The 19,603-nt window shown below is 57.5% G+C and carries 26 protein-coding genes; 4 read left to right on the forward strand and 22 right to left on the reverse strand.

Going from position 1 to position 19,603, the window contains the following annotated elements:
- Window positions 1–11: 11 nt before the first annotated feature.
- The 4 genes from ICW03_RS10100 to ICW03_RS10115 are packed head-to-tail and all read right to left on the reverse strand — an operon-like array spanning window position 12 to window position 4,255.
- On the reverse strand, window positions 12–1,514 hold the full coding sequence (locus ICW03_RS10100; protein ID WP_215347850.1) for a phage portal protein: 1,503 nt from the start codon (window positions 1,512–1,514) through the stop codon (window positions 12–14).
- Between the two features lies 1 nt (window position 1,515).
- Window positions 1,516–1,725 carry a phage head-tail joining protein gene (locus ICW03_RS10105; protein ID WP_215347852.1) on the reverse strand — a complete coding sequence of 70 codons (210 nt, stop codon included), beginning with the start codon at window positions 1,723–1,725 and terminating at the stop codon, window positions 1,516–1,518.
- Entirely contained in the window at window positions 1,725–3,662 is a 1,938-nt protein-coding gene (locus ICW03_RS10110) for a phage terminase large subunit family protein (protein WP_215347854.1), read from the reverse strand. The genes ICW03_RS10105 and ICW03_RS10110 overlap by 1 nt, the downstream gene beginning before the upstream one ends.
- 41 nt (window positions 3,663–3,703) lie before the next feature.
- Window positions 3,704–4,255: an elements of external origin gene (locus ICW03_RS10115; RefSeq protein ID WP_215347855.1), complete on the reverse strand. Its 552-nt coding sequence runs from the start codon at window positions 4,253–4,255 to the stop codon at window positions 3,704–3,706.
- A gap of 95 nt (window positions 4,256–4,350) precedes the next feature.
- Between ICW03_RS10115 and ICW03_RS11635 the strand changes: the two genes are divergently transcribed.
- The 4 genes from ICW03_RS11635 (at window position 4,351) to ICW03_RS10135 (ending at window position 5,826) form a co-directional block, all read left to right on the forward strand.
- Window positions 4,351–4,560, forward strand: a complete 210-nt coding sequence (locus ICW03_RS11635; protein WP_251374395.1) for a hypothetical protein — start codon at window positions 4,351–4,353, stop codon at window positions 4,558–4,560.
- Window positions 4,561–4,637: 77 nt separating this feature from the next.
- Complete coding sequence (locus ICW03_RS10125; RefSeq protein WP_215347859.1) at window positions 4,638–5,084, forward strand: DUF3489 domain-containing protein; 447 nt, start codon at window positions 4,638–4,640, stop codon at window positions 5,082–5,084.
- The gene (locus ICW03_RS10130; protein ID WP_251374396.1) at window positions 5,053–5,451 is read left to right on the forward strand and encodes a hypothetical protein; all 399 of its coding nucleotides are present in this window, start codon (window positions 5,053–5,055) and stop codon (window positions 5,449–5,451) included. The genes ICW03_RS10125 and ICW03_RS10130 overlap by 32 nt, the downstream gene beginning before the upstream one ends.
- Window positions 5,452–5,454: 3 nt before the next feature.
- Window positions 5,455–5,826, forward strand: a complete 372-nt coding sequence (locus ICW03_RS10135) for a hypothetical protein (protein WP_215347861.1) — start codon at window positions 5,455–5,457, stop codon at window positions 5,824–5,826.
- Here ICW03_RS10135 and ICW03_RS10140 read toward each other — a convergent pair.
- From ICW03_RS10140 to ICW03_RS10225, 18 genes are all read right to left on the reverse strand, one after another.
- A complete protein-coding gene (locus tag ICW03_RS10140) occupies window positions 5,817–7,064 on the reverse strand; it encodes a site-specific DNA-methyltransferase (RefSeq protein ID WP_305849370.1) in 1,248 nt (415 codons plus the stop codon). The two genes, ICW03_RS10135 and ICW03_RS10140, sit on opposite strands and share 10 nt — an antisense overlap.
- 296 nt (window positions 7,065–7,360) lie before the next feature.
- On the reverse strand, window positions 7,361–7,765 hold the full coding sequence (locus ICW03_RS10145) for a DUF6362 family protein (RefSeq protein WP_215347865.1): 405 nt from the start codon (window positions 7,763–7,765) through the stop codon (window positions 7,361–7,363).
- Window positions 7,758–7,964 (reverse strand): hypothetical protein, encoded by a 207-nt coding sequence (locus ICW03_RS10150; protein WP_215347867.1) that lies wholly within the window; start codon window positions 7,962–7,964, stop codon window positions 7,758–7,760. The genes ICW03_RS10145 and ICW03_RS10150 overlap by 8 nt, the downstream gene beginning before the upstream one ends.
- 1 nt (window position 7,965) lies before the next feature.
- Window positions 7,966–8,439 (reverse strand): crossover junction endodeoxyribonuclease RuvC, encoded by a 474-nt coding sequence (locus ICW03_RS10155; RefSeq protein WP_215350308.1) that lies wholly within the window; start codon window positions 8,437–8,439, stop codon window positions 7,966–7,968.
- Window positions 8,440–8,565: 126 nt separating this feature from the next.
- Window positions 8,566–10,836: a phage/plasmid primase, P4 family gene (locus ICW03_RS10160; protein WP_215347868.1), complete on the reverse strand. Its 2,271-nt coding sequence runs from the start codon at window positions 10,834–10,836 to the stop codon at window positions 8,566–8,568.
- Window positions 10,829–11,038, reverse strand: a complete 210-nt coding sequence (locus ICW03_RS10165; protein ID WP_215347869.1) for a helix-turn-helix domain-containing protein — start codon at window positions 11,036–11,038, stop codon at window positions 10,829–10,831. The genes ICW03_RS10160 and ICW03_RS10165 overlap by 8 nt, the downstream gene beginning before the upstream one ends.
- Window positions 11,025–11,771 carry a PD-(D/E)XK nuclease family protein gene (locus ICW03_RS10170; protein WP_215347871.1) on the reverse strand — a complete coding sequence of 249 codons (747 nt, stop codon included), beginning with the start codon at window positions 11,769–11,771 and terminating at the stop codon, window positions 11,025–11,027. The genes ICW03_RS10165 and ICW03_RS10170 overlap by 14 nt, the downstream gene beginning before the upstream one ends.
- A complete protein-coding gene (locus ICW03_RS10175; RefSeq protein ID WP_215347873.1) occupies window positions 11,768–12,253 on the reverse strand; it encodes a DUF6511 domain-containing protein in 486 nt (161 codons plus the stop codon). Before ICW03_RS10175 ends, ICW03_RS10170 begins: the two co-directional genes overlap by 4 nt.
- Window positions 12,254–12,262: 9 nt before the next feature.
- On the reverse strand, window positions 12,263–12,871 hold the full coding sequence (locus tag ICW03_RS10180; protein ID WP_215347875.1) for a hypothetical protein: 609 nt from the start codon (window positions 12,869–12,871) through the stop codon (window positions 12,263–12,265).
- A 3-nt stretch (window positions 12,872–12,874) separates the two neighbouring features.
- Window positions 12,875–13,693 (reverse strand): ATP-binding protein, encoded by an 819-nt coding sequence (locus tag ICW03_RS10185; RefSeq protein ID WP_215347877.1) that lies wholly within the window; start codon window positions 13,691–13,693, stop codon window positions 12,875–12,877.
- Window positions 13,693–14,442, reverse strand: coding sequence for a BRO family protein (locus ICW03_RS10190; RefSeq protein ID WP_215347879.1), 750 nt, complete (start codon window positions 14,440–14,442; stop codon window positions 13,693–13,695). The genes ICW03_RS10185 and ICW03_RS10190 overlap by 1 nt, the downstream gene beginning before the upstream one ends.
- Window positions 14,443–14,444: 2 nt before the next feature.
- Window positions 14,445–14,924 carry a hypothetical protein gene (locus ICW03_RS10195; RefSeq protein WP_215347881.1) on the reverse strand — a complete coding sequence of 160 codons (480 nt, stop codon included), beginning with the start codon at window positions 14,922–14,924 and terminating at the stop codon, window positions 14,445–14,447.
- A gap of 12 nt (window positions 14,925–14,936) precedes the next feature.
- Entirely contained in the window at window positions 14,937–15,200 is a 264-nt protein-coding gene (locus ICW03_RS10200) for an AlpA family transcriptional regulator (protein WP_215347883.1), read from the reverse strand.
- A 177-nt stretch (window positions 15,201–15,377) separates the two neighbouring features.
- On the reverse strand, window positions 15,378–16,667 hold the full coding sequence (locus ICW03_RS10205) for a type II toxin-antitoxin system HipA family toxin (RefSeq protein WP_215347885.1): 1,290 nt from the start codon (window positions 16,665–16,667) through the stop codon (window positions 15,378–15,380).
- Window positions 16,657–16,995 carry a helix-turn-helix transcriptional regulator gene (locus tag ICW03_RS10210; RefSeq protein WP_215347887.1) on the reverse strand — a complete coding sequence of 113 codons (339 nt, stop codon included), beginning with the start codon at window positions 16,993–16,995 and terminating at the stop codon, window positions 16,657–16,659. The genes ICW03_RS10205 and ICW03_RS10210 overlap by 11 nt, the downstream gene beginning before the upstream one ends.
- 151 nt (window positions 16,996–17,146) lie before the next feature.
- Window positions 17,147–17,620: a hypothetical protein gene (locus ICW03_RS10215; RefSeq protein WP_215347889.1), complete on the reverse strand. Its 474-nt coding sequence runs from the start codon at window positions 17,618–17,620 to the stop codon at window positions 17,147–17,149.
- Window positions 17,617–19,035, reverse strand: a complete 1,419-nt coding sequence (locus ICW03_RS10220) for a recombinase family protein (RefSeq protein ID WP_215347891.1) — start codon at window positions 19,033–19,035, stop codon at window positions 17,617–17,619. Before ICW03_RS10220 ends, ICW03_RS10215 begins: the two co-directional genes overlap by 4 nt.
- The gene (locus ICW03_RS10225; protein WP_215347893.1) at window positions 19,032–19,499 is read right to left on the reverse strand and encodes a DUF2924 domain-containing protein; all 468 of its coding nucleotides are present in this window, start codon (window positions 19,497–19,499) and stop codon (window positions 19,032–19,034) included. Before ICW03_RS10225 ends, ICW03_RS10220 begins: the two co-directional genes overlap by 4 nt.
- Window positions 19,500–19,603: the final 104 nt, after the last annotated feature.

The raw sequence follows: 19,603 nt of genomic DNA on the forward strand, positions 1-19,603 counted from the left end.
GTCCTCTGGTTTCAGGTTTGCTGATCCACCAAGGACGCGCTTGGTGAGTCAGGGGGAAGCGTGGGTGCCGCCGAGTTGGTGGCACCATTGCGAGCCACTTGCCTGGGGTCCGTATCCAAAACGAGTCCCAATGCATCAGCCCGTGCGTTGTCTGCTGCGATCTCTTTGTCGATCGTTTCCGCGTCGTAACCAAAGGACGAGATGGCCTCAGAGCGGCTCATCAATCCAGAGCGAATGGCCAACTGCAGGGCCTTGAACTCCTTCTCGGGATCCACCCACTGCCAGCCTTGCGGGATCCCCTTCGCCGCCTGCCAAGCTCTGGCGGCTTGACGGCTCTTGGCATACCCCGGCGCTGTCAGCACGCCACTGAGCACTGCCGCATCCATCCATGCACGCCAGATCGGACGGCACATCTGATGCACTATCACGCCGTGCTGGATGGCTTCACATCGGCGACGGAACTCCAGGAGACCGGCACGGATCGACGAGTAGTTCACACCCGACAGATCGCCCGTCAACTGTTCGTAGGTGATGCCCATGGCCACCGCGACTGCACGGAACTGCACCCGCAGGAACTCCGCGTAGGAGCCACCCACATCGGCTGGATCGGAGAACTTCACGTCCTCACCAGGCTCCAGAACTTGCAGGGTCCCCGGCTCCAAGCCCGTCATGGCCACGCCCAAATCGTCAGCTTCGCCCTCTCCCAGCAATTGGTCTTCAGGCGACTGGCGCGTGATGAAGCCAGCGAACATGGCCGCCGTCTTTTTGCGAACCAGCTCTGCGTCGTCGTACTGATCGAGCTCGTTGAGTTTGACCAAGGCCCGCGACAGCCAGGGCTCGCCGCGAATCTGTCCAGGCCGCAGGGGGCGAAACAGGTGGACGATCTCCTCAGCGGGTACGGGCACCAGGTCGTTGCCATTGACCGTCAAGCTCGGGTCCCCCGGATGCTCGCGGTACAGGTGGTAGGCCACGCGACGGCCAAGTGCATCAAACTCGATGCCGCTGCGGATCGGATTGCCAGATGCACTGATCGTGTTCAGGCTCAAAGGCAGGTGCTCGGGCTCCAGAATTTGCAGCTGGATCGGCACACTCAGGCCATCCTCTTGCCGCCGATTGCGGATACGGATCAAGCATTCACCGCCCTCGACCATCGCCCGGCAAGCCAGTGACTGCAAGCCGTAGAAATCGGTCAGGTTGTTACTGTCTGCCTCCTCCACCCATTGCCACCACAACGCGTGGACACGCTCCCGAAACTTGGGGTCGTCCACCAAGGATTGCGGCTTGATCCCCGTGCCGATGGCATTGGAGACAAAGCTGTCGACCGCGTTGGCCGCCCAGGCGTTTCTGCGCACCAGGTCCCGAGACTTGACCCGCAGTTGATTGCCCGTGGCCAGCATCGCCGAGATCGCGCCCGGGTCACCAGGATTCCAGACACGCGACCTGCGGCCTGAGCCAGCGGCCTCGTGAACTGAATTCCAGCCCACATAGGCCGTAAGTTTTTTCCAAAAGGCCATCTCAGAACCCTTTGGATGTCGTGACCCGAATCTGGCGAGTCTTGGTTTTGCCGTTGCTTGATGCGAGCGCCGCCTCCACTTCGGCCAAGGCCAGTTTGAGATCGGAGACCGTGCGGTACTCGATGGTCTTGCCGTCGTAGGTCACCCGATGCTCACCACTGGCAATGGCTTCTCGCAGAGCTTGGGCATGTTCAAGGGTATAGGTCGTCATCAGTTCATCCACCGGCTGCGAATCAAGCGCCTGCCGCGTTGTGGTCCTTTAGAAACAACGAAGCCACCGCTAGGGGTGGCTTCTTGCTTGGTTGATTGGGCGTCTTCAGGTGGTCCTGCCACGCCCAGCGGTTTTTCCAATTCGCGCCAATGACGCTCCTCATATCGGTCCAGGCCAGCGAGGCTCGCGGCGGCCCGTGCGTAGACGTAGCAATCAAGTGCTTCGTTGCGTTCGCGGATCTTTTGCCACTCACGCACTGGATAACCATTGCGGTCCCGGCGCGTGACCAACTGCTCTGAGCACAACTGCTGCACGAACTCGGCATCGACTTTGGGCAAATGGATGTACCCAGCGGGATACAGGATCTCACCGTCCTCGGTCACCTCCATGGTCTTGCGCAGGTGGTTGTAGAACTCCAGCTTGGCAATGCCACCCACCACCGAATAGACCCGAACACCCCGGCGCAGCTTCTTGCCGCCCACGGTCATGTCCACTGCCGTCGGCAATCCAACCAGTGCAGCGCCCCGGGCTACGCCCTTCATGGGCAGCAGCCGAGGATCACGCCACTTGCGCACAAAGGCATAGGCCTCTTGCGTGGCAAAGCCCGTGTCCAGACCGATTCGGGTGAGGCGCAACTGCACCCCAGACGCATGCGTCCACGACTCATCAAGCATTTCACGCAGTCGCTGCCAGACCGTATCGCGGGAGGTGTCGCCTGCCAGCACACGGTGTTCCACCAGCCAGGCTTCTTTGCCCCGACCGAATGCCCAGACAGAAACCTCGATGCGGTCCTTCTGAACGTCCACCCCGGCGCACAGCAAAACCGCCCCCAGTGGGACGGTACCGATCCGGTAGTCCTCACGGCGCTCAAGCAGGCGCTCCCACTCGGGGGTTTCGCCTTGCTCGACCCAGGTCTCGCCCAGCTCTGTGTTTTTGAATGCTTTCAAGGCAGTTGCTGATCCTTGTGCCGCTTCCCAGGCTGCAGCGATATCGGCCCAACTGCGCCAGCCCACTGGGCTGTACAGACTGGACAGGTGAAACCCCACCGTTTTGCCAACGTAGTCAGGGATCGACGATTGCCATCGACCCCGTTCCAGCATCTCGGTCTTTTGGTATTCGTAGATAGGCTGTTCGCACGACTCACACTTGTAGTGCGCCGTCTCGGGCAGTCCTTTTTCCCAGATCAGTTGTTCGAATGCCAGGACTTGTTCATGCGCGCAGTGCGGGCACGGGACCACGAACTGTCGCTGGTCTGTTTGTTCGTACTCGCGTTCGATGCGAGACGATCCAGAAATTGTTGGCGTTGAGACGATGAAAATTTTTCTGCGGGCAAAGGTTCGAGTTCGAGCCTCAGCCAGTGCAATCGCATCGCCTTCTCCTTCAACGTCACCCGGGTAGCCATCAACCTCATCCAAAAACAAATAGCGAACTGGCATCGAGCGCAGGCCCACGGCGCTGTTTGCGCCCGTCATCACCAGCACGCCACCACGGAACTCTTTGCCCAGGATGGTATTTCCCGAGTCCCTTGCTCGTGCAGGTGCTATCAAGCTAGAAAGCGTCGGGCTTTCTTCAATGAGTGGGTCAATCCGCTGCTTGGAGTTTCGCTTGGCCATCTCGACCGTCGGCGCAACTGCCATCATTGGGCCAGGTGCCAGATGGATCACATAGCCAATCCAGTTGTTGCCGCACTCCGTGCCGCCGACCTGCGCACCTTTCATGAACACCACCCGCTCGACGGGAGACGTCGGCGAGAGACAGTCCATGATCTCCTTGAGATAGGGCGTGCGATTGGTTCGCCACTTGCCCGGCTCCGAGGCCGACTTTCCCGAGAGCACTCGGTACTGGTCGGCCCATTCAGACACGGTCAGCAGTGGGTCGGGGGTGAGCCCCTCGCGCCACGCCTCAGCAATGGCATCAAATCCGTCATAGTGTTCCAACACATTCCTGCATTCCGTTAAGTCACAAGCCCGAGCAGGGCTCAGTCCAATCGAACGGCCAAATCGCCAAGTTCGATCAAGTGATTGCGCACGGCTTTTTCCAGCAGCACATGCAAGGTATGCCCATCGGCATTGAGGTCAGCGGCCATCTGCGCAGCCACCCGCGTAGGCCAGTTCAACCAGGCATCACGCTCGGCGCGCGCCATCTTGAAAACGTGTGCAACAGCCTGGTCACGATTGACCAACTCGCCTTTGAGGCGGGCCAGTCGCACCCGATTGGTCTGCGCCTTGAGCACCTCATTGGCGGTCTTGGCCTGCAGCAAGGTGGTGCCACCGCCTTTGGGTTCAAACGCGCCCGCTGATTCACCCAGCGTTTCCCGTATTCCCGCAATCGCCTCATTGGAGACGGGCTTGTGTTTGCCCCGTTGCTGCGCGGCATCTGTGTTTTTGCTCCATTGAGCGTCGGCTTGCGCCGCATTGATCGTGCCGTCTGCGTTGGGGGTGATCCGCCCGGCCTCGATGGCCTTGCGCACCGCCGTATCGGACACCCCTCGGTGGCGCGCATAGGCCCGAATTGAGAGTCGATCGGTCATACCCAAGTGAAAGAGTCTGGCTAAGAAATTGACTTGATGTTGTTCGGAAATGAAGCGTTCATACGGTCATCAATCAACGTTTTTTGGAGCGCCGCATGAACCACAAGAAAACCACAAACGCCATCAACGCGCCTTCTTGCCTTTTGGAGCAGATCGCACGCGAGCATCTTTTTGTCCAGACGCTGCAGACGCAGAACTCGGACCGGCTCGATTTTCACGACGTGTCGGTTTGGGGGATTGAGGCAGCTCTGCAAGCGGCTTATCGGGCTGGCCTACAGGCAAAGACGAAGAAGCAACAGGGCTGACAAAAAGATTCAGAAATCGCTTGATAAGCGAGCGGATTGAAGCGTTCATCACATCACCATTTTTTAAAGGAAAAACCATGAAACTCTCCGAGACCCAAACCAAGCTGCTCACCGCAGCGGCCCAGCATCCAGAGCACTTGCTGGCCGACTTCCCGGCCAATCTCAAAGGGGGTGCGCGGCTCAAGGTTTTGACATCCCTGGCCAACGCCAATCTGATTGCCGCCCAGGGCCAAGCCGAGGACGGCACCACGCAATTTGCAATCACCGATGCAGGTCGCAGCGCCCTGGGCATTGCGCTCGAAGCCAAGCCTGCCCCCGCCAAACGCGAGGGCACCAAGCAGGCCACGCTGATCGAATTGCTCCAGCGCCCGGAAGGGGCAACGCTCGAACAGATGGTTCAAGCCACCGGGTGGCAGCAGCACACGGTCAGAGGCTGCATGGCTGGAGCCCTGAAAAAGAAGCTCGGTTTGAACATCGTTTCCGAGAAAACCGATGGCCAACAACGCACCTATCGCATTGCCTGAGGTTCACATGAAAAACATCACCCTCAACATCGAATGCAAACCCTTGACCGTGGATTTCGACGGCCAGGAGATTGAGGTTCAAGAGCTGAGCATTCGCTTACCCTTCGGACGCAAACCCAGCGACATCAACGGCATCGCAGGCAGCGGCGATTACATCGTCTACGTCACCGAGGTCCGCGAGATGGAACCCGAAGAGTTCGACGGATTCGCAATGAATCTCTTTAAGTCGCGCGACTGGCTCAAGGGCAAGGGCGGCTACCTGGGGCAAGGACGTCTGTGCGTCCAAGTCCACGCGCCTGGTCGACCCTATTTGTTCATCGATCCATCTGGCGGGGACTACCCTCGTTACGTTGCCCGATTGGGATGAGCCATGCATAAGTCACAAGCAAATGACCCGCTCAAAATCCCTGCCACTGAAAACGAGTCCTGGGGCTTTTGGGGAACGATGGGCGGCTACGCCAGCATCGCATGGCCAATAGCGATGACGGGAATCTCCAAGGCCACCGGTGAGCCGCTTGAATCCGTCCGTGTATTTCTGGACAGCCGCTATGGCCGTCACTTTGCCGATGCGGTTCAAGACGCTCTTTTGAGCAACCCTGACATGCACCAGGCCGTTGCAAAGGCCATCGAGAAATGGATGAGCTGGACGATAGGACGCACTACCCAGCGCAGCCACGGAATCCCCAAGGGACTGCCATACCTAACCGGATTTGTAATTCAGAGCCGGATAGATCAGGACTGAACCTGATCCACAGCTTCTTGCTCATTGGCCAGCGGCGCTTGCTCCAGCTCTGAGCCGCCGCTTTCTCGAACGGCCTTCTTGCCGGTGTAGTCCTCCCAGCGTTTGACGATTACGTCGACGAACTTCGGATCCAGTTCAATCAAACGAGCTTGACGGCCCGTCTTCTCGCATGCAATCAAGGTGGTTCCAGAGCCGCCAAACAGATCCAGAACCACATCGCGGCTCTTGGACGAATTGCGAATGGCCCGTTCAACCAGCTCGACCGGCTTCATGGTCGGGTGCAGGTCGTTGACGCGCGGCTTGTTGTAGAACCAAACATCAGCCTGGTCTCGATCGCCACACCAGAAGTGATCGGTTCCCTGCTTCCAGCCGTACAAGATCGGCTCGTACTGGCGCTGGTAATCAGCCCGGCCCAGCGTGAAAGTGTTCTTGGCCCAGATCACGAAAGTCGACCACTTGCCGCCAGCATCGAGCCAGGCCTTTTGCAAGGTGTGCAGCTCCGATGAACTCATGCACACGTAGCACGCGCCTTTGGTGACCACCAGCAGGTTGACGCAGGCGTCATAGAGGAACTGATAAAAGCCGTCGCCTAGGGCGTCGTTGAGGATGCGACGGTCTTTGCCGCGCATCTTGTCCTTGGCACTGTTACCGTAGTCCACGTTGTAGGGTGGATCGGTGAATGCCATGTCAGCCAGTTGGCCGCCCATCAGGCGCTCCACATCTGTCAGGACCGTAGAGTCGCCGCAAAGCAAGCGATGGTTGCCGAGGATCCACAGGTCGCCCGGCTTTGAGGTCGGTTCTACTGGGGTTTCCGGTACTGCGTCTTCATCGGTCAGACCATCGCTTTGTTCATCGCCATTGAGCAGCTTGTCGATTTCTTCATCACTGAAGCCCATCAGGTCCAGGTCGTACTCGGCAGCTTGCAACTCAGCCAGCTCCAACTTCAGGAGCTCTTCATCCCAGCCTGCATTCTCGGCAATCCGGTTGTCGGCCAGGATATAGGCCTTCTTCTGGGTGGGCGTCAGGTGTGCCAATTCGATCACAGGCACTTCTGTGAGTCCCAACTTGCGGGCAGCCATCAAGCGGCCATGCCCAGCAATCACACCGCGTTCACCATCTGACAGGATCGGGTTGGTGAAACCAAACTCGGCAATGGAAGCTGCGATCTGGGCCACCTGGCCGTCGCTGTGTGTACGGGCGTTGCGCGCATAAGGGATGAGCGCATCCACCGCGATCATTCTGATCTCGGGAGTCATAAGGTCCTTGGGGGGGGAGTTGGGGAGGTGCAAACCCGGTGCGAACTGCAAACCCGGTTTTTCAAACTGTCGCTATCGAAATCTCGGGCCTTTGCCCCCCGCATAGGGATTTGGCGAGGAAGGACCCAGAAATTTGTGTGGAGGGAGTGGCCTGCACTCCTTTCCACACCATAGCTGAAAATGTACGCTCAATTGGGCTGAAATGCTGCACAGGGTAAATTCGCGCATTGCCTCATATGCACCCACATTGCCCCCCAACTTGTTCAAATCACGCCAATTTACGCGCATGAGTTGATTGCATCGTTGAGCTTGTCGGTGACCAGTTGCATGGCCTTCTTCCAACGTCTGGCTGCCGTGTTCCGATCGCAAGCAAAGCGTCTGCCGATTTGATGCCACTCGTAACGCTTGGCGCGCATCCACACCAGATGGCGTTGCTCTTCCTCCAGCCACTGAACCCAGCGCATGGTCTCGAGCATGCGTTCCACTGCCTCAGGACCGGGTGGCATGGGGCGGTAAACACGCTCGGGGTCAGGGTAGCGATTGGGCACTTGCATGGCCAAGCTCATCCAAGGGCTGGCATACCCCTGAACCCGCACGGGTGGAAGGCGATATGACGTGTGGGCTGCATCGCTAAAACGTGCGGCCACATCGTCAACAGTCCAGATAGTGATCGTTTTAGCCATGCTTGCCTCCTGGACCATAGAGGCGTTCGCCAATGCGTCGAATGAACTCACGATCGAGGAAGTCCAGTCGCTCGTCTTGATCTGACACGACCAGGATGTGTTGCTCACGCCAGCCTGAACGCTTGACGGCATCCAGATCTGTCACGACAGGCTGCACTTTTCCAAGAGCGCAGCGATACGGTTGTGCTGGGACTTTCATCTCACACCTCCTGTGTCGTCTGACGATCGCGGGCCAGATAGGCCAGTGCAATTGCGTCTGCTTCGTTGTCGTCTGCAGGTTGATGTCCACGCGCTTGAACGCTTGCGATCATCTCGTCCTTGCCTGCGTTGCCTTTGCCGGTCGCGTGCTTTTTGATCGTGCCCACAGGGATGCCTTCGTAGGGGATCTGATGGTGCTCACACCAGGCGGTCAGTTGTCCCATGAAACCACCGTATGCATGGGCAGCATCCACACCCACATGCCTGCGTACTTCTTCAAACACGACCAGGTCAATGCCTGTGGTGCATTGCTTGACGTCTGTGAGCCAGCGTTTGAATTTCAGGAATCGCATGCCACCACCTTCAAAGCGTTGGGGCTTGAAGGATTGGCTGCCGCTTGTGATCTGACCGTCTGAACCCATCAAGGCCCAGCCAGTCGTTGTGCCCAAGTCCAGGGCAAGAATCGTCATGTTCATTTCGTCTCCAGAATTTTTTCGGGTGACGGGTTGGACAGGTTTCACGGTTATTCCTCTATCGTGTGTGTGCGCGCACGCGTGAGGGGTTAATCAGTAAGACTGTCAAATCCGTCACCATGGTTTGGTTCAATCGTCTCGGTATGGGTAGCCGCCACCGCTATGAGGCTTAGGTCGTAGACTGATTCCCGCGATTGCGCGTGCACCGCCATGCAGTCGGCATTTCTCGAACTTGCGGGTCGACATCAACTCGGAGAACCGTTTGATCGAGCCCACGTACTCGCCAGCACGCTCAGCCCATTCACGCCAATCGGTAAACAGATCTGAGACGCCTTCGCGATGGGTCTTGCTCAAGATGCAGCGCTCTTCAATCCATTGACCCAAAGCGTCTTCCGCTTCGAAATACTCTTCGGTTGCAGAGACCACGCACTCGGGTGGACGCAGGCCATCGCGTTGCCAGGCCAGGCATCCTTCGACCGCCCAGGCCAAAATACCGTCACGCTCCGCGTACAGTTTCTCGGTCAGCTTGCCGTCACGCCTCTCAGGCGGGATCGTCACCGTGAAGGGGATAAGGTGCAGACGCCGCTTCATGGCCTCGTCCACATTGCGAATCGAGGGCTTGTGGTTGCCCGCAATGAGCAACTTGAACTGCGGGATGTACTCAAAGAAGTCTTGACGCATAAAGCGCGCCGACACCTTGTCACCACCCGTGATGGCCTTGACCTTGGACTCGTTCCAACGCCTGCCTTGCTCGGTTTCCACTGATGCCACGAAACGTGCGCCGCGCAGACCAGCCAGGTCGGTTGGGTGGCGGTCACCTCGAGCATCCATGAACGTGTCCATGGGTGCGCTCGTGGCGTAGTCGCCCAAGATGCTGGCCAAGGTGTTCACGAACACCGACTTGCCGTTCGCACCGGTTCCGTACAAGAAGAACAATGCGTGGGCGCTGGTTGCCCCGGTCAGGCAGTAACCCGCCATGCGCTGCAAGTACTCCTGCAAGAGAAGGTCGCCGCCGGTCACATCGTTCAAGAATGCCTTCCACTGCGGGCAGTCACCCCTTGGAGTGGCGGTGGCAATCTTGGTCATGCGGTCAGCTCGGTCGTGAGGACGCGTCACGCCCACCTTGAGATTGACCACACCGCCAGGGGTGTTGAGCAAGAACAGGTCCGCGTCCCATTCCTCGGTGGTAGAGGCATGGCGGCGATCTGACCTGGCCATGCGATCGACACCGCCCACGGTGCTGCTGGCCAGCAACTTGGCGGCCAGGCGATGCGAGTCCACCTTGAGCGCAGCCTCACGACAGATGGCGCGAATGAGGTGATGTGACATCAAGGTCTCATCGGGCTGCCAACGGCAACCGGTCCACACCAGCCATTTCCCCCAGGCTGCGCAATAGCGCCACTCATCCGCGTATCGGGAGGTGAACGCAAGCGTCAGTGCATCGTCGGTCGCCCACACCGTGGCGTCCTGCGTTGTCATGGCCTTGGTGGACTTCACGCACATGCGCGGACCAGACGCAATGAATGTGACAACGTCAAAGCCCTCGGTCAACGCATCGGCTGCATCCCAGCCATCGGCCTTGTCATCTGGCGGCAAAAGCACATCGCACGAGAGCGCGCCAGCATCCAATACCGCCTGCGCCGCTGCCATCGCGTACTCCCAGCCCGGCTTATCCCGATCAGGCCAGACCAGGACGACCTTGCCCGCCAGAGGTGACCAGTCAGTCTTGTCCACCGGTGCGTTGGCTCCGTGCATCGCCGTCGTGGCCGTGATCCCTGCAGCGATCAATGCCTGCGCACACTTTTCGCCTTCGACCAAGATCACCCGCTCGGCAGCCAGCATCCCCGGCTGGTTGTACAGCGGACGAGGATCCGGTGGAGCCATCTTGCGCCGCTTGGCATCCCAGGGACGGAACTCCTTCTTGCCTCCGGGTGGGTCATAGCGGTAGACCACGGCGATCAGGTGGCCTGTGGGATCAAAGTAGTCCCACTTGGCCGTAGCTGGCCCCAACTCATCTACCGGAGCTTCCTTCTTGGCCTTACGGGTTTGGGTGGGCGCAGCCTGTCCAACCAGTTCAGCGGCATAGTCCAGCACCCGAGGGAAGTCAGACTGAGCGTCAGCGCCGAGGTAGGCGGCGATCAGATCAAAGATGTCGCCGCCATCACCAGTGGCTCGATCTGTCCAGAGCCCTGCCTTTTGCCCGTCAAGGACAACCTCGAGGCTGTCACCAGGACTGCCCAAGACGTCCCCGATCAGAAACTTGCCGCGTCGCTTCTTGCCAGCAGGGAACAATCCCGTCAGAACCGATTCGAGTCGATCAATCAGCGATGCACGCAACTGCTCTCTGGTGGCATCCGTGTCTTTGTGCGCAGGCGAGTCGTTGTCATTGAAATCAAGCATCCGACTTCTCTCCCCCCACCTGCATCCACTCCATCAGTTCACTCACCTTGAAGCGAACCATCTTTCCGACGCGGTAATGCGGCAGACCCAGACGCTCACGCTCTTTGGGGTGTGTGAAAAGGTACAAAGGCATCTTCAAGCAGTAGGCCGCCTCATGTGCATCGACCAGCTTTTCGCTGAGAATTTGATTAACGTCCGTCATTGATTTGTCTCCAGCACCGGTCCTGCCATGAGCACATCCGGCATTCAAAATGAGTGGGGTCTTGGTAAGCGCGAGCGAGCAATTCGCCCGCGTCGGTCGCAGAGATCACCTTGAGCGCACGGTCAGACATGCGCTGCGCCAATGCCGCATCAAAGGGCACCAACTCGGTATAGATCTCCATGCTGTCGGCATTGACTGCCGTGAAAACCGCAGGGTTCTCATGCAGCTCCAGATAGGCCTGGTACAGCACCACCTGTGCGTGATAGATCGGCTTTGAGATCGCCAGCTTGTTTTTCTCGAGGTCACGCCAGGACTTGGAGCCAAGACATTTGTTCTCCCACAAGGCGGGATACTTAAAGCCATCAGGACCATCAACGATCACACCGTCAATGTGGCCAGCCAGGCGGCCATCGAGTGCCGCAAATCCGAATTGCTCACCATTGGGTTTGGTCGTGCGCAGATCAAAGCCTGCTTGCCGCATCCACTGGATCATGCTTTCCTCGGAGAGATGGCCACGCTCAAAGATGCGAAGCAATCGACCAGGATGCTCACGACCAGGATCTACTGGAGCCTTCGCAAACTCGTACTGCAAGGCTCGCTCGCAAGAGACGCCTAAGCGCGATGCACCGAGATAACTTCTCGGACGTTGTTCGGCCTGGCGCTTTTGCAGCGCGGCATCGATGAGCGCACTGACCTGACCCGAGATGCTGGAAGAAGAATTGAAGTCCATCATTTCTTCTCTCCTTCCACCACCCAAGGCAAGTCATCCTCCATGTCGGCGAATGGGTGTGCCAGAGGATCAGGCGTTGGCCTCATTCCACGCACTGGCGGAAACTTCGTCTGTTCGTGATGTGCCAGCATGGCATCGGTCCAGCACGTCACGATGGCATCGATAACGCGCAGGGCTTGCTCTTCGGAATATTCCCCAAGTGGTTTGTCAAAGCCAATTTCGCCTGCGGACTCACCGAATGCTCTAAGGCACTTCTTCATGGAGGCCAGCTCGATATCAGAAGGATCAATCATGGGAACCTCCTTCATATCGACTCGCCCATCGAGTGCGCGCTGCCAGTTCCCGTACATCGCATGGAAGACGTCCTGACATTTTTTCGAGCAAAAAACCCAGTCGATTGGGTAGCGCCGGGGATGGCCCACACCGTGACGGTTGTCGGTGTGGCCGAAACCCCGGGCCTGTCTGTTGCAGACCCAGCATTTCATTAACCCTCCTTACTGAGCCCAGCTCGGTTTGCCCGAGACAGGTGCGCGCCCGGCCTGTGCAGAAGCACTGCTGGCAGGAGGTGCTTGATAGGTCGCAGCAGGACGCTGAGCGGCAGGTGCTGACGCACGCGGGTATTCCGGCTGGTCAGGCTCCACGGCAATCTTCACTACGTTGCGAAGTTCACCGCGTCCGTCTTTCTCAACATCGATGCGAGCCACGAACTCAATGCCATCGAGCTCGTTGAAGCCTTGGATGCGACGTGCGGCGGATGCTTGGGGAGAGTTGTCCTGCGGCTGGATATTGCGAGCAGAGTTCAGGACGGCACGAATGAATGTGCGCCCCATGTTTCCCCAGGCAGGTCCCTTAGAGCTGTGCAAGCCGACGTTCGACCACATCTTGCGACGAGCGTATTCACCGTCCAGAATCACGAACTCGCAGGCAAGGAAGATGCTCCCCGTCTCAAAGCTCTGGGTTGCATAGCCACCCGTCCAGCCTTGACTGGCATCGTCATGGCCACCCGGCTTGATCGTCATTCGCACCGGAGCCACCGTGCCCTTGGGGATCAGGTCAAATGATTGTTGTTGTTCGGCATCGTTGAAATCGTTCCAAGCGGACATGGTTTACTCCTTGTTGTTTTGAGGTTGGGTTGCTGCTGCGCACTTCTCAATGAGCGCGAGCAGGTTTGGGGGTTCGAGCATTTCGAGCTGGCCCGAACGGTCTTTGGCTGGAAAGCCATAGGGGTTGAGCGTGTGCGTCACGAAGGCGCGATAGGGCGCACCGTCTTCGGCCTTGATCTCGGCCAACGTCACAACTTCATCGACGATGCCGGGCAACTCGGCAGCCGTCTTTGAGCCTTCGATTTGCGGGGCGAACACCTTGCGGTTGAAGTCATCGAGGCGTTCGTCCAGGATGGCCACGAACACGACGTGCTTGCCGCGAGCGTGTTGCAGATGCATCAGCGCACCGAGCATCTCGCTACCCAAAAGGCCATAGGCACCACGGGTATCGGGTTTGCCTGTTCGATCAGACATCGCCTGCGGCTGAGTCTTGGCCCAGATCAGTGCCAGGCGTGCCAGCACAGTGATGCTGTCGACGAAGTAGCAGTCGTACTTGGTCAGCTGGCTCGGATCACCGTATTGCTCACACACATGCGCGTAGTGCGCCTGCGAGTAGGGAGCTTCCGGGGGCAATGCAGGGTTTGGCCCTGCCAAGAACACAACAAGATCACGAAACTCCGGCCAGGTGGTTGGACGAACGCAGTCCCCTCGCCAGTCTTTGACGGCCAGGTCACCAGCCTCAAGATCGACGAACAGCGTCTTGTCCTCCGGCAGCGTTTTGAGCTGCGTGGTTTTTCCAATGCCGCTCTTGCCAAGAAGAACCAGCTTGACGCCTTTTTTCTCGCGCAGGCGTTGATCAGCGGTAATGATCGGAAGTGCCATCACGCCACCTCCCGCATTTCTTGGGCAACGGTCGGATTCCAGAGAATCTGGTACCCGCTGTGTCCATTGCGCGAATACGGCATGGCCTCCGCCCAGGCTTCACCGATCTCGGTCAACTCCCACTCATCGCGCTCATTGCGCACTTGCAGTCCCAAGTTGGCCAGGCGCAGGTTGGTGGTCTTTGCTGACAGGCCAACCAGCTTGCCAAGTTGAGTGGCATTCAAGGAGCAGATCGGCTCGTTGGCTGCAGGCAGCGCACGGCGCAATGTCTCAATGGCCAGTCCGGTGTTTTCATGGATGCACGTGAGGGTTGCAGCCATGGCAATGCCTGCTTTCACACCCGGAACTTTGGCAACAGCTTCACCAATCAAGAGCAACGATGTGACACGGTCTTGCGTAGGTGCGGGCAATGCAGCGATTGCGGGCACAGCGAAGGAGCCAGTCTTTCGGATAGCAGGCAGGACCTCGTGAGTGACCCAGCGCTTAAAGCGTTTGGCCTCTGCTTTTCGGCTGCCGAGCACCAGAGCGTAGAGACCGGGCTCATTGACCGTGGTCATCTCTTGGACTCCGCCAGGGGTGTGAATTGAGTTCACACCCTTTTCATCGTCATCGAGTCGCTCGAGTGCCTTGCGATCAAGGCTGATCGTTGCCAGCACATCAGCTGCCACAAACCATGGCTCACCTTGTGCATCAGTCACGATGCGCACTTGTCGACCTTCAAAATCAAATGGGGCAAGTTGCTGATTCATGATCAGGCCTCCGAGTCAGGGGAAATGTGGAAAGAGGGTTTGCCTGCCTCGACGGTGCGGGCGTCGGCAAACTGCTGCTGCAATGCAGGTGGCCAATTCGTGTACCGGGACTCGGGCACAGACAACTTGATGTCGAGGTAGCTCTCAACAGTCTCACCAGACGCGACGATTCGCTCGGCGATGGTCTTGAGCTTCTTTTGATCCCACGAGACTTTCTTGGGCAGGTCAAACTTGACGTGCAGCCCTTCGATCTTGACGTGAGAAGTGCCAAAGTCACGGCCAGAGGCATGCAGGCTGTCGCGGCCCTGCGCACCAAACCGCTGGTCGAGAGCGCCATCTAGCTTTGTGCGTGCGGCCTTGAGCCAAGCGATCGCCTGATCCAGGTTGGTGTCAACTTCTACCAATTGCTGCGCAGGCAAATTGGCAAGTTGTGTGACGGACATCTCGGCGATGTCGGCGGGGAAAATAGACAAATCGTTCATGTCATCTCCCCTTCACGCCATGGCCCGCTCAGACGTCGAAACGTGCAGAGCGTTGTGTTCGAAATCGAATACGCCTTCGAGCGGGTAGCTCACGCGTTTAGACAATTTCAGGTACTTGGGGCCACGACCTTCACAGCGCCAGCGTTGAAGCGTTTTGGGGCTGATGCCCCAGCGCTGGGCCAGTTCGTTTTCGTTGAGCACCCGGCGATCTCCGGGTGACAGGGTGTTGATCGCCTCTTGGGTCGATCGGGTGAGTGCGGTTGCCGTTGCTGGCATGAAATACTCCTTTGACGTTGTTGAGGAACAGGTGTCATTGGAGATTTCGGGTGGCGAACATACGAGGGACCAATTGGCGAACCATGCGGAAACTTCTGGTTCGCCAATGAATCGCCACAAATGAAAACGGCGAGCACAAAGCTCGCCGCTATTCACCCATGGGGTTACCTATCTGGTTCAACCAGTCAAAGGAACACGAACTTCCTCCGGTGCGTTGAGGAAAGCGAATGGATTTAAAAACTGCCGCCGCCAGAACAATGCCCGGTCGACTTCACTCAAGCTTGCTTCATCGCAAATGGCTTGCCATTCGTGTTCTATGACATTCACCTGATGGTTGATGATGGCAATCGCTTCTTCTCTTGCGAGCAGAAATGACGGGGCGGCAGCAATGCACGTAGAGAGATGGCTGCTTCGATCCCCGCCATGAATGAGCATGGCCTGCGACGCCTGCTGCCCCGAGCGTGATTGCGGGCAAATGTCATAGGCGGGTGTCAAGGACAACTGCTTTCCGCTCCAGAACGCAGCGTGGTTACGCGCATGATCATCTGTGTTGCCACTCAGGATGTTGAAAACAATCCGTGAAAACAGTTCACGCAGCGTTGCTTTCGGCTCGCTGAATCGGTGGCGAATGATCTCAGCGAGCTTCTCATAGCTCGCATACGCGGCCATCATTTCATCAAGTTCAAACAAGGTCAGCGCTGAAACCATGGCGCGCCTACGCCATTGATCACCCTCGGCAACTCGATCAAAACGCTCAATCACTAAAACATCTTTTCCCATGGCCGTGCGCAGATCCACGCCGGCCACATTCAATCCCGCCTTACGTGCCAAACGCATGGCAATGAACTCTGCTTTGACCACGCTGTAGAGATCATTGCTTGCGGAAAACTTGGCAATATACTTTCGCTGGCCATCGTCGAGCAGCACTTTAGGGCGCGCTCCGCCGAGGGATGTCCCATGGAGTAATGCCTGATCCAGCTCGGGCGAAAGCGGAACACCCTTCTCGACCTTTTCTGCTGCCGTTTGTAATTCCTCGAGCGAAGGTTGCTTGGGTTGTCTTGGCACGTATTGGGTCGCCGACATTTGAAAATCCAACGCCCCGATCCGGTCCGAGCCCGACTCCAATAGATACGTCAACTCATCAAGTTCAATTTCGGAAGCGTCCGCTCCCTTCACCCCCAACTTCCGGTTGATCAGCACACGACGACCCCAGGCATCGGGAGATGCATCGCGCAAGCAACTCGGCATGCTCAATCCCGCAATGAGTGGAATGCTGCCCGATTGAAGTGGCAACTCAGGGGCATAAAGGGCAATAGCGTCCGGACGAGCCAAATAGCTTCGACCATAGTTGAACACCAACTGCTGGCCTTGTCTGGACAGCAAGCCTGCAACCACCGGTTGCGTTGCGTCAGGCAGCCAGACCCAAACATAGGCCTCTGCGTACGCGGATTCGATCTTAGAAGTCATCTTTCACCCCTTTGACTCGCGTACGGACGGCTTTTGGTAGCAAGGCCATTTTTTCTCTATGCATGGCCAAATGAGTCGTTAACTGCCGTTGCTCCTGATTAAACAGTGGCACGCCACAGATCGTGGCCACCTCAAACACAGCCCCAATCGAGCAGCCCGGATCGCCCCGCTCAATACGCGCCAGCAAAGCGCGCGAGATACTTGCGCGCGCAGCCAGATCTGCGGCGGTCAAAGCCTTCGCCACACGTGCCTCATGCACTAGTTGCCCCAGCAGTTCGAGCGCGTTCAGACTGTACTGCGAATAAGGGCGGGAAACCGGTTTAACCATGACGATGCCTTATTAATAACCCACGAAGTCGCGACATGCAACATTTATGGTGCATCATCCATCGTCTTGCGGGTAAAGTCAAGCGCAATATGCATCATTTATGGAGCATGAATCTGCTTCAGGACTCATTAATGAATCATCTGGCGGTATGCTAGCCCTCAAACTCCAGCAGTTTGCGCTGTTCAGACCAGTCCCATGGCAGTGGGAAATGGCGACCGCGCACAGAGTGCAAATTTAGATGTCTTGGTTGAGTGCCACCCAAAATTGCTTCGATGATGTCCGGTGCCAGCAATGTCATGCGCAGAACCTCGGCCACCCAACCAGGCTCAAGCTTGAATGCTCGCGCCAGATCTGTTGCCGTCGCGTATTTGCCGTCCTCAAGAAGACGCTGCCAGTAGAACGCCTTGCCCAATGTCTTGATCATCGGGATATCCACGCCGCCAGACATCACGTTCGCCATCGTTCCCGACGGCGGCGTGAGCAGCTTTCTGTTTTGCTTGCGTCGGATCTTGAGAGGGATCATCGTCACTCGTTGACTCTCCGTCATGAACTGCCGACTCTTGCCCTCGACATCGATTCGCACACTGCGCAACCTGGGGTTGCCTTGATAAGCCTCTGTTGTCATGCCATCACCTCCTTCGCATATTCCTTGGCTTCCTCCACATAGGGGTGGGCCACGATCGCAGGATCCAGACCGATCCAGCCATCCTCACGCCAATGGATGTCCAGGCTGCCATCCCTGAAATTCACGCGCTCAATGAGCAGTTGTGCAACGCGTTGCTGCTCAGCCGGGAAGAGTTGTTTCCACACATCCGCGATGCGTCGCATGGACACCACCACCTGCTCTTCTTGTAGATCTGCGCCTGCGCTGTGGCGCAAGCATGAGCGCCACACACCAATCAATGGCTCTGGTTCCATGAGCGCCAGCTCGATCTCGTTGAGCACTGCACCTTCAATTTCTGCCGCAGGCAGAGCCCCCAGGCTCTTGGTTTTCCCGTCTTGCGTTGCACCAGCTGAGCGCCGCCTTTCCAAGTACGGCACGTAGTACCGATACATCCGACCATTTTTTTTCTTGGTGTAGTGATGGATCATGCGTTGCCCGTCTGGCGCAAACAGCAACCCACCCAATAGCGCTGGGTAGTCCTCCTTGCGCTCTCTCGGCCCCTGCTTGCGACGGTTCACAAATGCATGCACTCGATCCCATAGTTCCGACGACACAATGGGCTCGTGCTGCGCGGGATAGAACTCACCCTTGTGACTGATTTCCCCAAGGTAGATGCGATTGCGCAGCAGGGAAAACAGATACTGCTGATCGATGGGTCGCCCCTCTCGGTGCTGACCCGACTGGGTCACCCATGACTTGGTAGTGTGACCTTCGATATCCAGTTCACGAACCAATCGCGCTGCCGAACCGTGCTCTGCGTACCGGCTGAAAATGTCTCGCACCAGCGTAGCCTCACGTTCGTTGATGACCAGTTTTCGATCAACGACGTCATACCCGAGTGGAGGCGTTCCGCCCATCCACATGCCCTTGGCTTTGCTGGCTGCGATTTTGTCTCTGATGCGCTCACCCGTGACCTCACGCTCAAACTGAGCGAAGGACAGCAGAATGTTGAGCGTGAGTCGCCCCATCGATGTTGTCGTGTTGAACTGCTGCGTGACCGATACAAACGAGACGTTGTTGCGGTCGAACACCTCCACCAGTTTGGCAAAGTCTGGAAGGCTACGCGTGAGGCGGTCGATCTTGTAAACCACCACAACGTCGATGCGCTTGGCTTCAATGTCCTGCATCAAACGCTTGAGCCCTGGTCGATCAATGTTGCCGCCGGAAAATCCTCCGTCGTCATATGTGTCATCCAGCGCCAGCCAGCCTTCATGACGTTGGCTGTTCACAAACGATAGGCCCGCATCACGCTGAGCCTCAAGGCTGTTGTACTCCTGATCCAGCCCCTCTTCAGTCGACTTGCGCGTGTAGATGGCGCATCGCTTTTTTGGGATGAATGATGGGGTAGCGGCGTTTGTTGTTCGTGCGTTTCTCATGCAGCCTCCTTCTTGTTGGACTTCAATCCGAAGAAGGCAGGTCCCGACCAAGGGCAACCCGCGATCAGGCGTGCAATCGCCGACAGGCTTTTAAAGCGCTGTCCCCGATATTCAAAATCGCGCACGCCACGCACAACGACTTTATGCTCCTGGTCGTCATAAAAGCGGGTGAGCATCGTGCCAGGCAGCAAGCGATCTGCATCACCTTGCATGCGCTTGGGCAGTAGCCCTGTTTCGCCGATTTCCTCCAGCTTTCTTCGCGTCGTTGGCTTGAGAGATCCGAATGCTTTTTCTTGAATCTTGTATGCCAGGCGGGACTCAAGCCAAGTCCGGTGATGGTGCTGCGGTCTCTCGTCAAAGTGCTCATCCCATAGAGCCCAGATGTCGCGCATTGACAGGTGTGCCAGCTGCCCGACCTGTGCTGCGACCGAGATGGTTTTTGATGGTTGTGCGTGTGTCGTCATATGCAAACTCCTTGTTAGTGATCGGTGTTTGCATTCACGCTCTTCTGGCCAGCGAAGCCAAGTGAAACCTCCCTACTGTTGCGAATAGGTGAAGGATTCCGCGC

Origin of the sequence: Polynucleobacter sp. MWH-Aus1W21 (assembly GCF_018687275.1) — a bacterium.
In the GTDB taxonomy this organism is placed as follows: Bacteria; Pseudomonadota; Gammaproteobacteria; order Burkholderiales; family Burkholderiaceae; genus Polynucleobacter.

What these genes read in the sequence shown, in the direction of transcription:
- ICW03_RS10115 (WP_215347855.1), bottom strand. Translation starts at nt 4,255, where the DNA reads ATGACCGATCGACTCTCAATTCGGGCCTATGCGCGCCACCGAGGGGTG.
- ICW03_RS10205 (WP_215347885.1), bottom strand. Translation starts at nt 16,667, where the DNA reads ATGACTTCTAAGATCGAATCCGCGTACGCAGAGGCCTATGTTTGGGTC.
- ICW03_RS11635 (WP_251374395.1), top strand. Translation starts at nt 4,351, where the DNA reads ATGAACCACAAGAAAACCACAAACGCCATCAACGCGCCTTCTTGCCTT.
- ICW03_RS10135 (WP_215347861.1), top strand. Translation starts at nt 5,455, where the DNA reads ATGCATAAGTCACAAGCAAATGACCCGCTCAAAATCCCTGCCACTGAA.
- ICW03_RS10145 (WP_215347865.1), bottom strand. Translation starts at nt 7,765, where the DNA reads ATGGCTAAAACGATCACTATCTGGACTGTTGACGATGTGGCCGCACGT.
- ICW03_RS10195 (WP_215347881.1), bottom strand. Translation starts at nt 14,924, where the DNA reads ATGAACGATTTGTCTATTTTCCCCGCCGACATCGCCGAGATGTCCGTC.
- ICW03_RS10225 (WP_215347893.1), bottom strand. Translation starts at nt 19,499, where the DNA reads ATGACGACACACGCACAACCATCAAAAACCATCTCGGTCGCAGCACAG.
- ICW03_RS10210 (WP_215347887.1), bottom strand. Translation starts at nt 16,995, where the DNA reads ATGGTTAAACCGGTTTCCCGCCCTTATTCGCAGTACAGTCTGAACGCG.
- ICW03_RS10200 (WP_215347883.1), bottom strand. Translation starts at nt 15,200, where the DNA reads ATGCCAGCAACGGCAACCGCACTCACCCGATCGACCCAAGAGGCGATC.
- ICW03_RS10105 (WP_215347852.1), bottom strand. Translation starts at nt 1,725, where the DNA reads ATGACGACCTATACCCTTGAACATGCCCAAGCTCTGCGAGAAGCCATT.
- ICW03_RS10160 (WP_215347868.1), bottom strand. Translation starts at nt 10,836, where the DNA reads ATGCTTGATTTCAATGACAACGACTCGCCTGCGCACAAAGACACGGAT.
- ICW03_RS10150 (WP_215347867.1), bottom strand. Translation starts at nt 7,964, where the DNA reads ATGAAAGTCCCAGCACAACCGTATCGCTGCGCTCTTGGAAAAGTGCAG.
- ICW03_RS10165 (WP_215347869.1), bottom strand. Translation starts at nt 11,038, where the DNA reads ATGACGGACGTTAATCAAATTCTCAGCGAAAAGCTGGTCGATGCACAT.
- ICW03_RS10190 (WP_215347879.1), bottom strand. Translation starts at nt 14,442, where the DNA reads ATGAATCAGCAACTTGCCCCATTTGATTTTGAAGGTCGACAAGTGCGC.
- ICW03_RS10180 (WP_215347875.1), bottom strand. Translation starts at nt 12,871, where the DNA reads ATGTCCGCTTGGAACGATTTCAACGATGCCGAACAACAACAATCATTT.
- ICW03_RS10155 (WP_215350308.1), bottom strand. Translation starts at nt 8,439, where the DNA reads ATGAACATGACGATTCTTGCCCTGGACTTGGGCACAACGACTGGCTGG.
- ICW03_RS10125 (WP_215347859.1), top strand. Translation starts at nt 4,638, where the DNA reads ATGAAACTCTCCGAGACCCAAACCAAGCTGCTCACCGCAGCGGCCCAG.
- ICW03_RS10170 (WP_215347871.1), bottom strand. Translation starts at nt 11,771, where the DNA reads ATGATGGACTTCAATTCTTCTTCCAGCATCTCGGGTCAGGTCAGTGCG.
- ICW03_RS10130 (WP_251374396.1), top strand. Translation starts at nt 5,053, where the DNA reads ATGGCCAACAACGCACCTATCGCATTGCCTGAGGTTCACATGAAAAAC.
- ICW03_RS10215 (WP_215347889.1), bottom strand. Translation starts at nt 17,620, where the DNA reads ATGACAACAGAGGCTTATCAAGGCAACCCCAGGTTGCGCAGTGTGCGA.
- ICW03_RS10100 (WP_215347850.1), bottom strand. Translation starts at nt 1,514, where the DNA reads ATGGCCTTTTGGAAAAAACTTACGGCCTATGTGGGCTGGAATTCAGTT.
- ICW03_RS10140 (WP_305849370.1), bottom strand. Translation starts at nt 7,064, where the DNA reads ATGATCGCGGTGGATGCGCTCATCCCTTATGCGCGCAACGCCCGTACA.
- ICW03_RS10220 (WP_215347891.1), bottom strand. Translation starts at nt 19,035, where the DNA reads ATGAGAAACGCACGAACAACAAACGCCGCTACCCCATCATTCATCCCA.
- ICW03_RS10185 (WP_215347877.1), bottom strand. Translation starts at nt 13,693, where the DNA reads ATGGCACTTCCGATCATTACCGCTGATCAACGCCTGCGCGAGAAAAAA.
- ICW03_RS10175 (WP_215347873.1), bottom strand. Translation starts at nt 12,253, where the DNA reads ATGAAATGCTGGGTCTGCAACAGACAGGCCCGGGGTTTCGGCCACACC.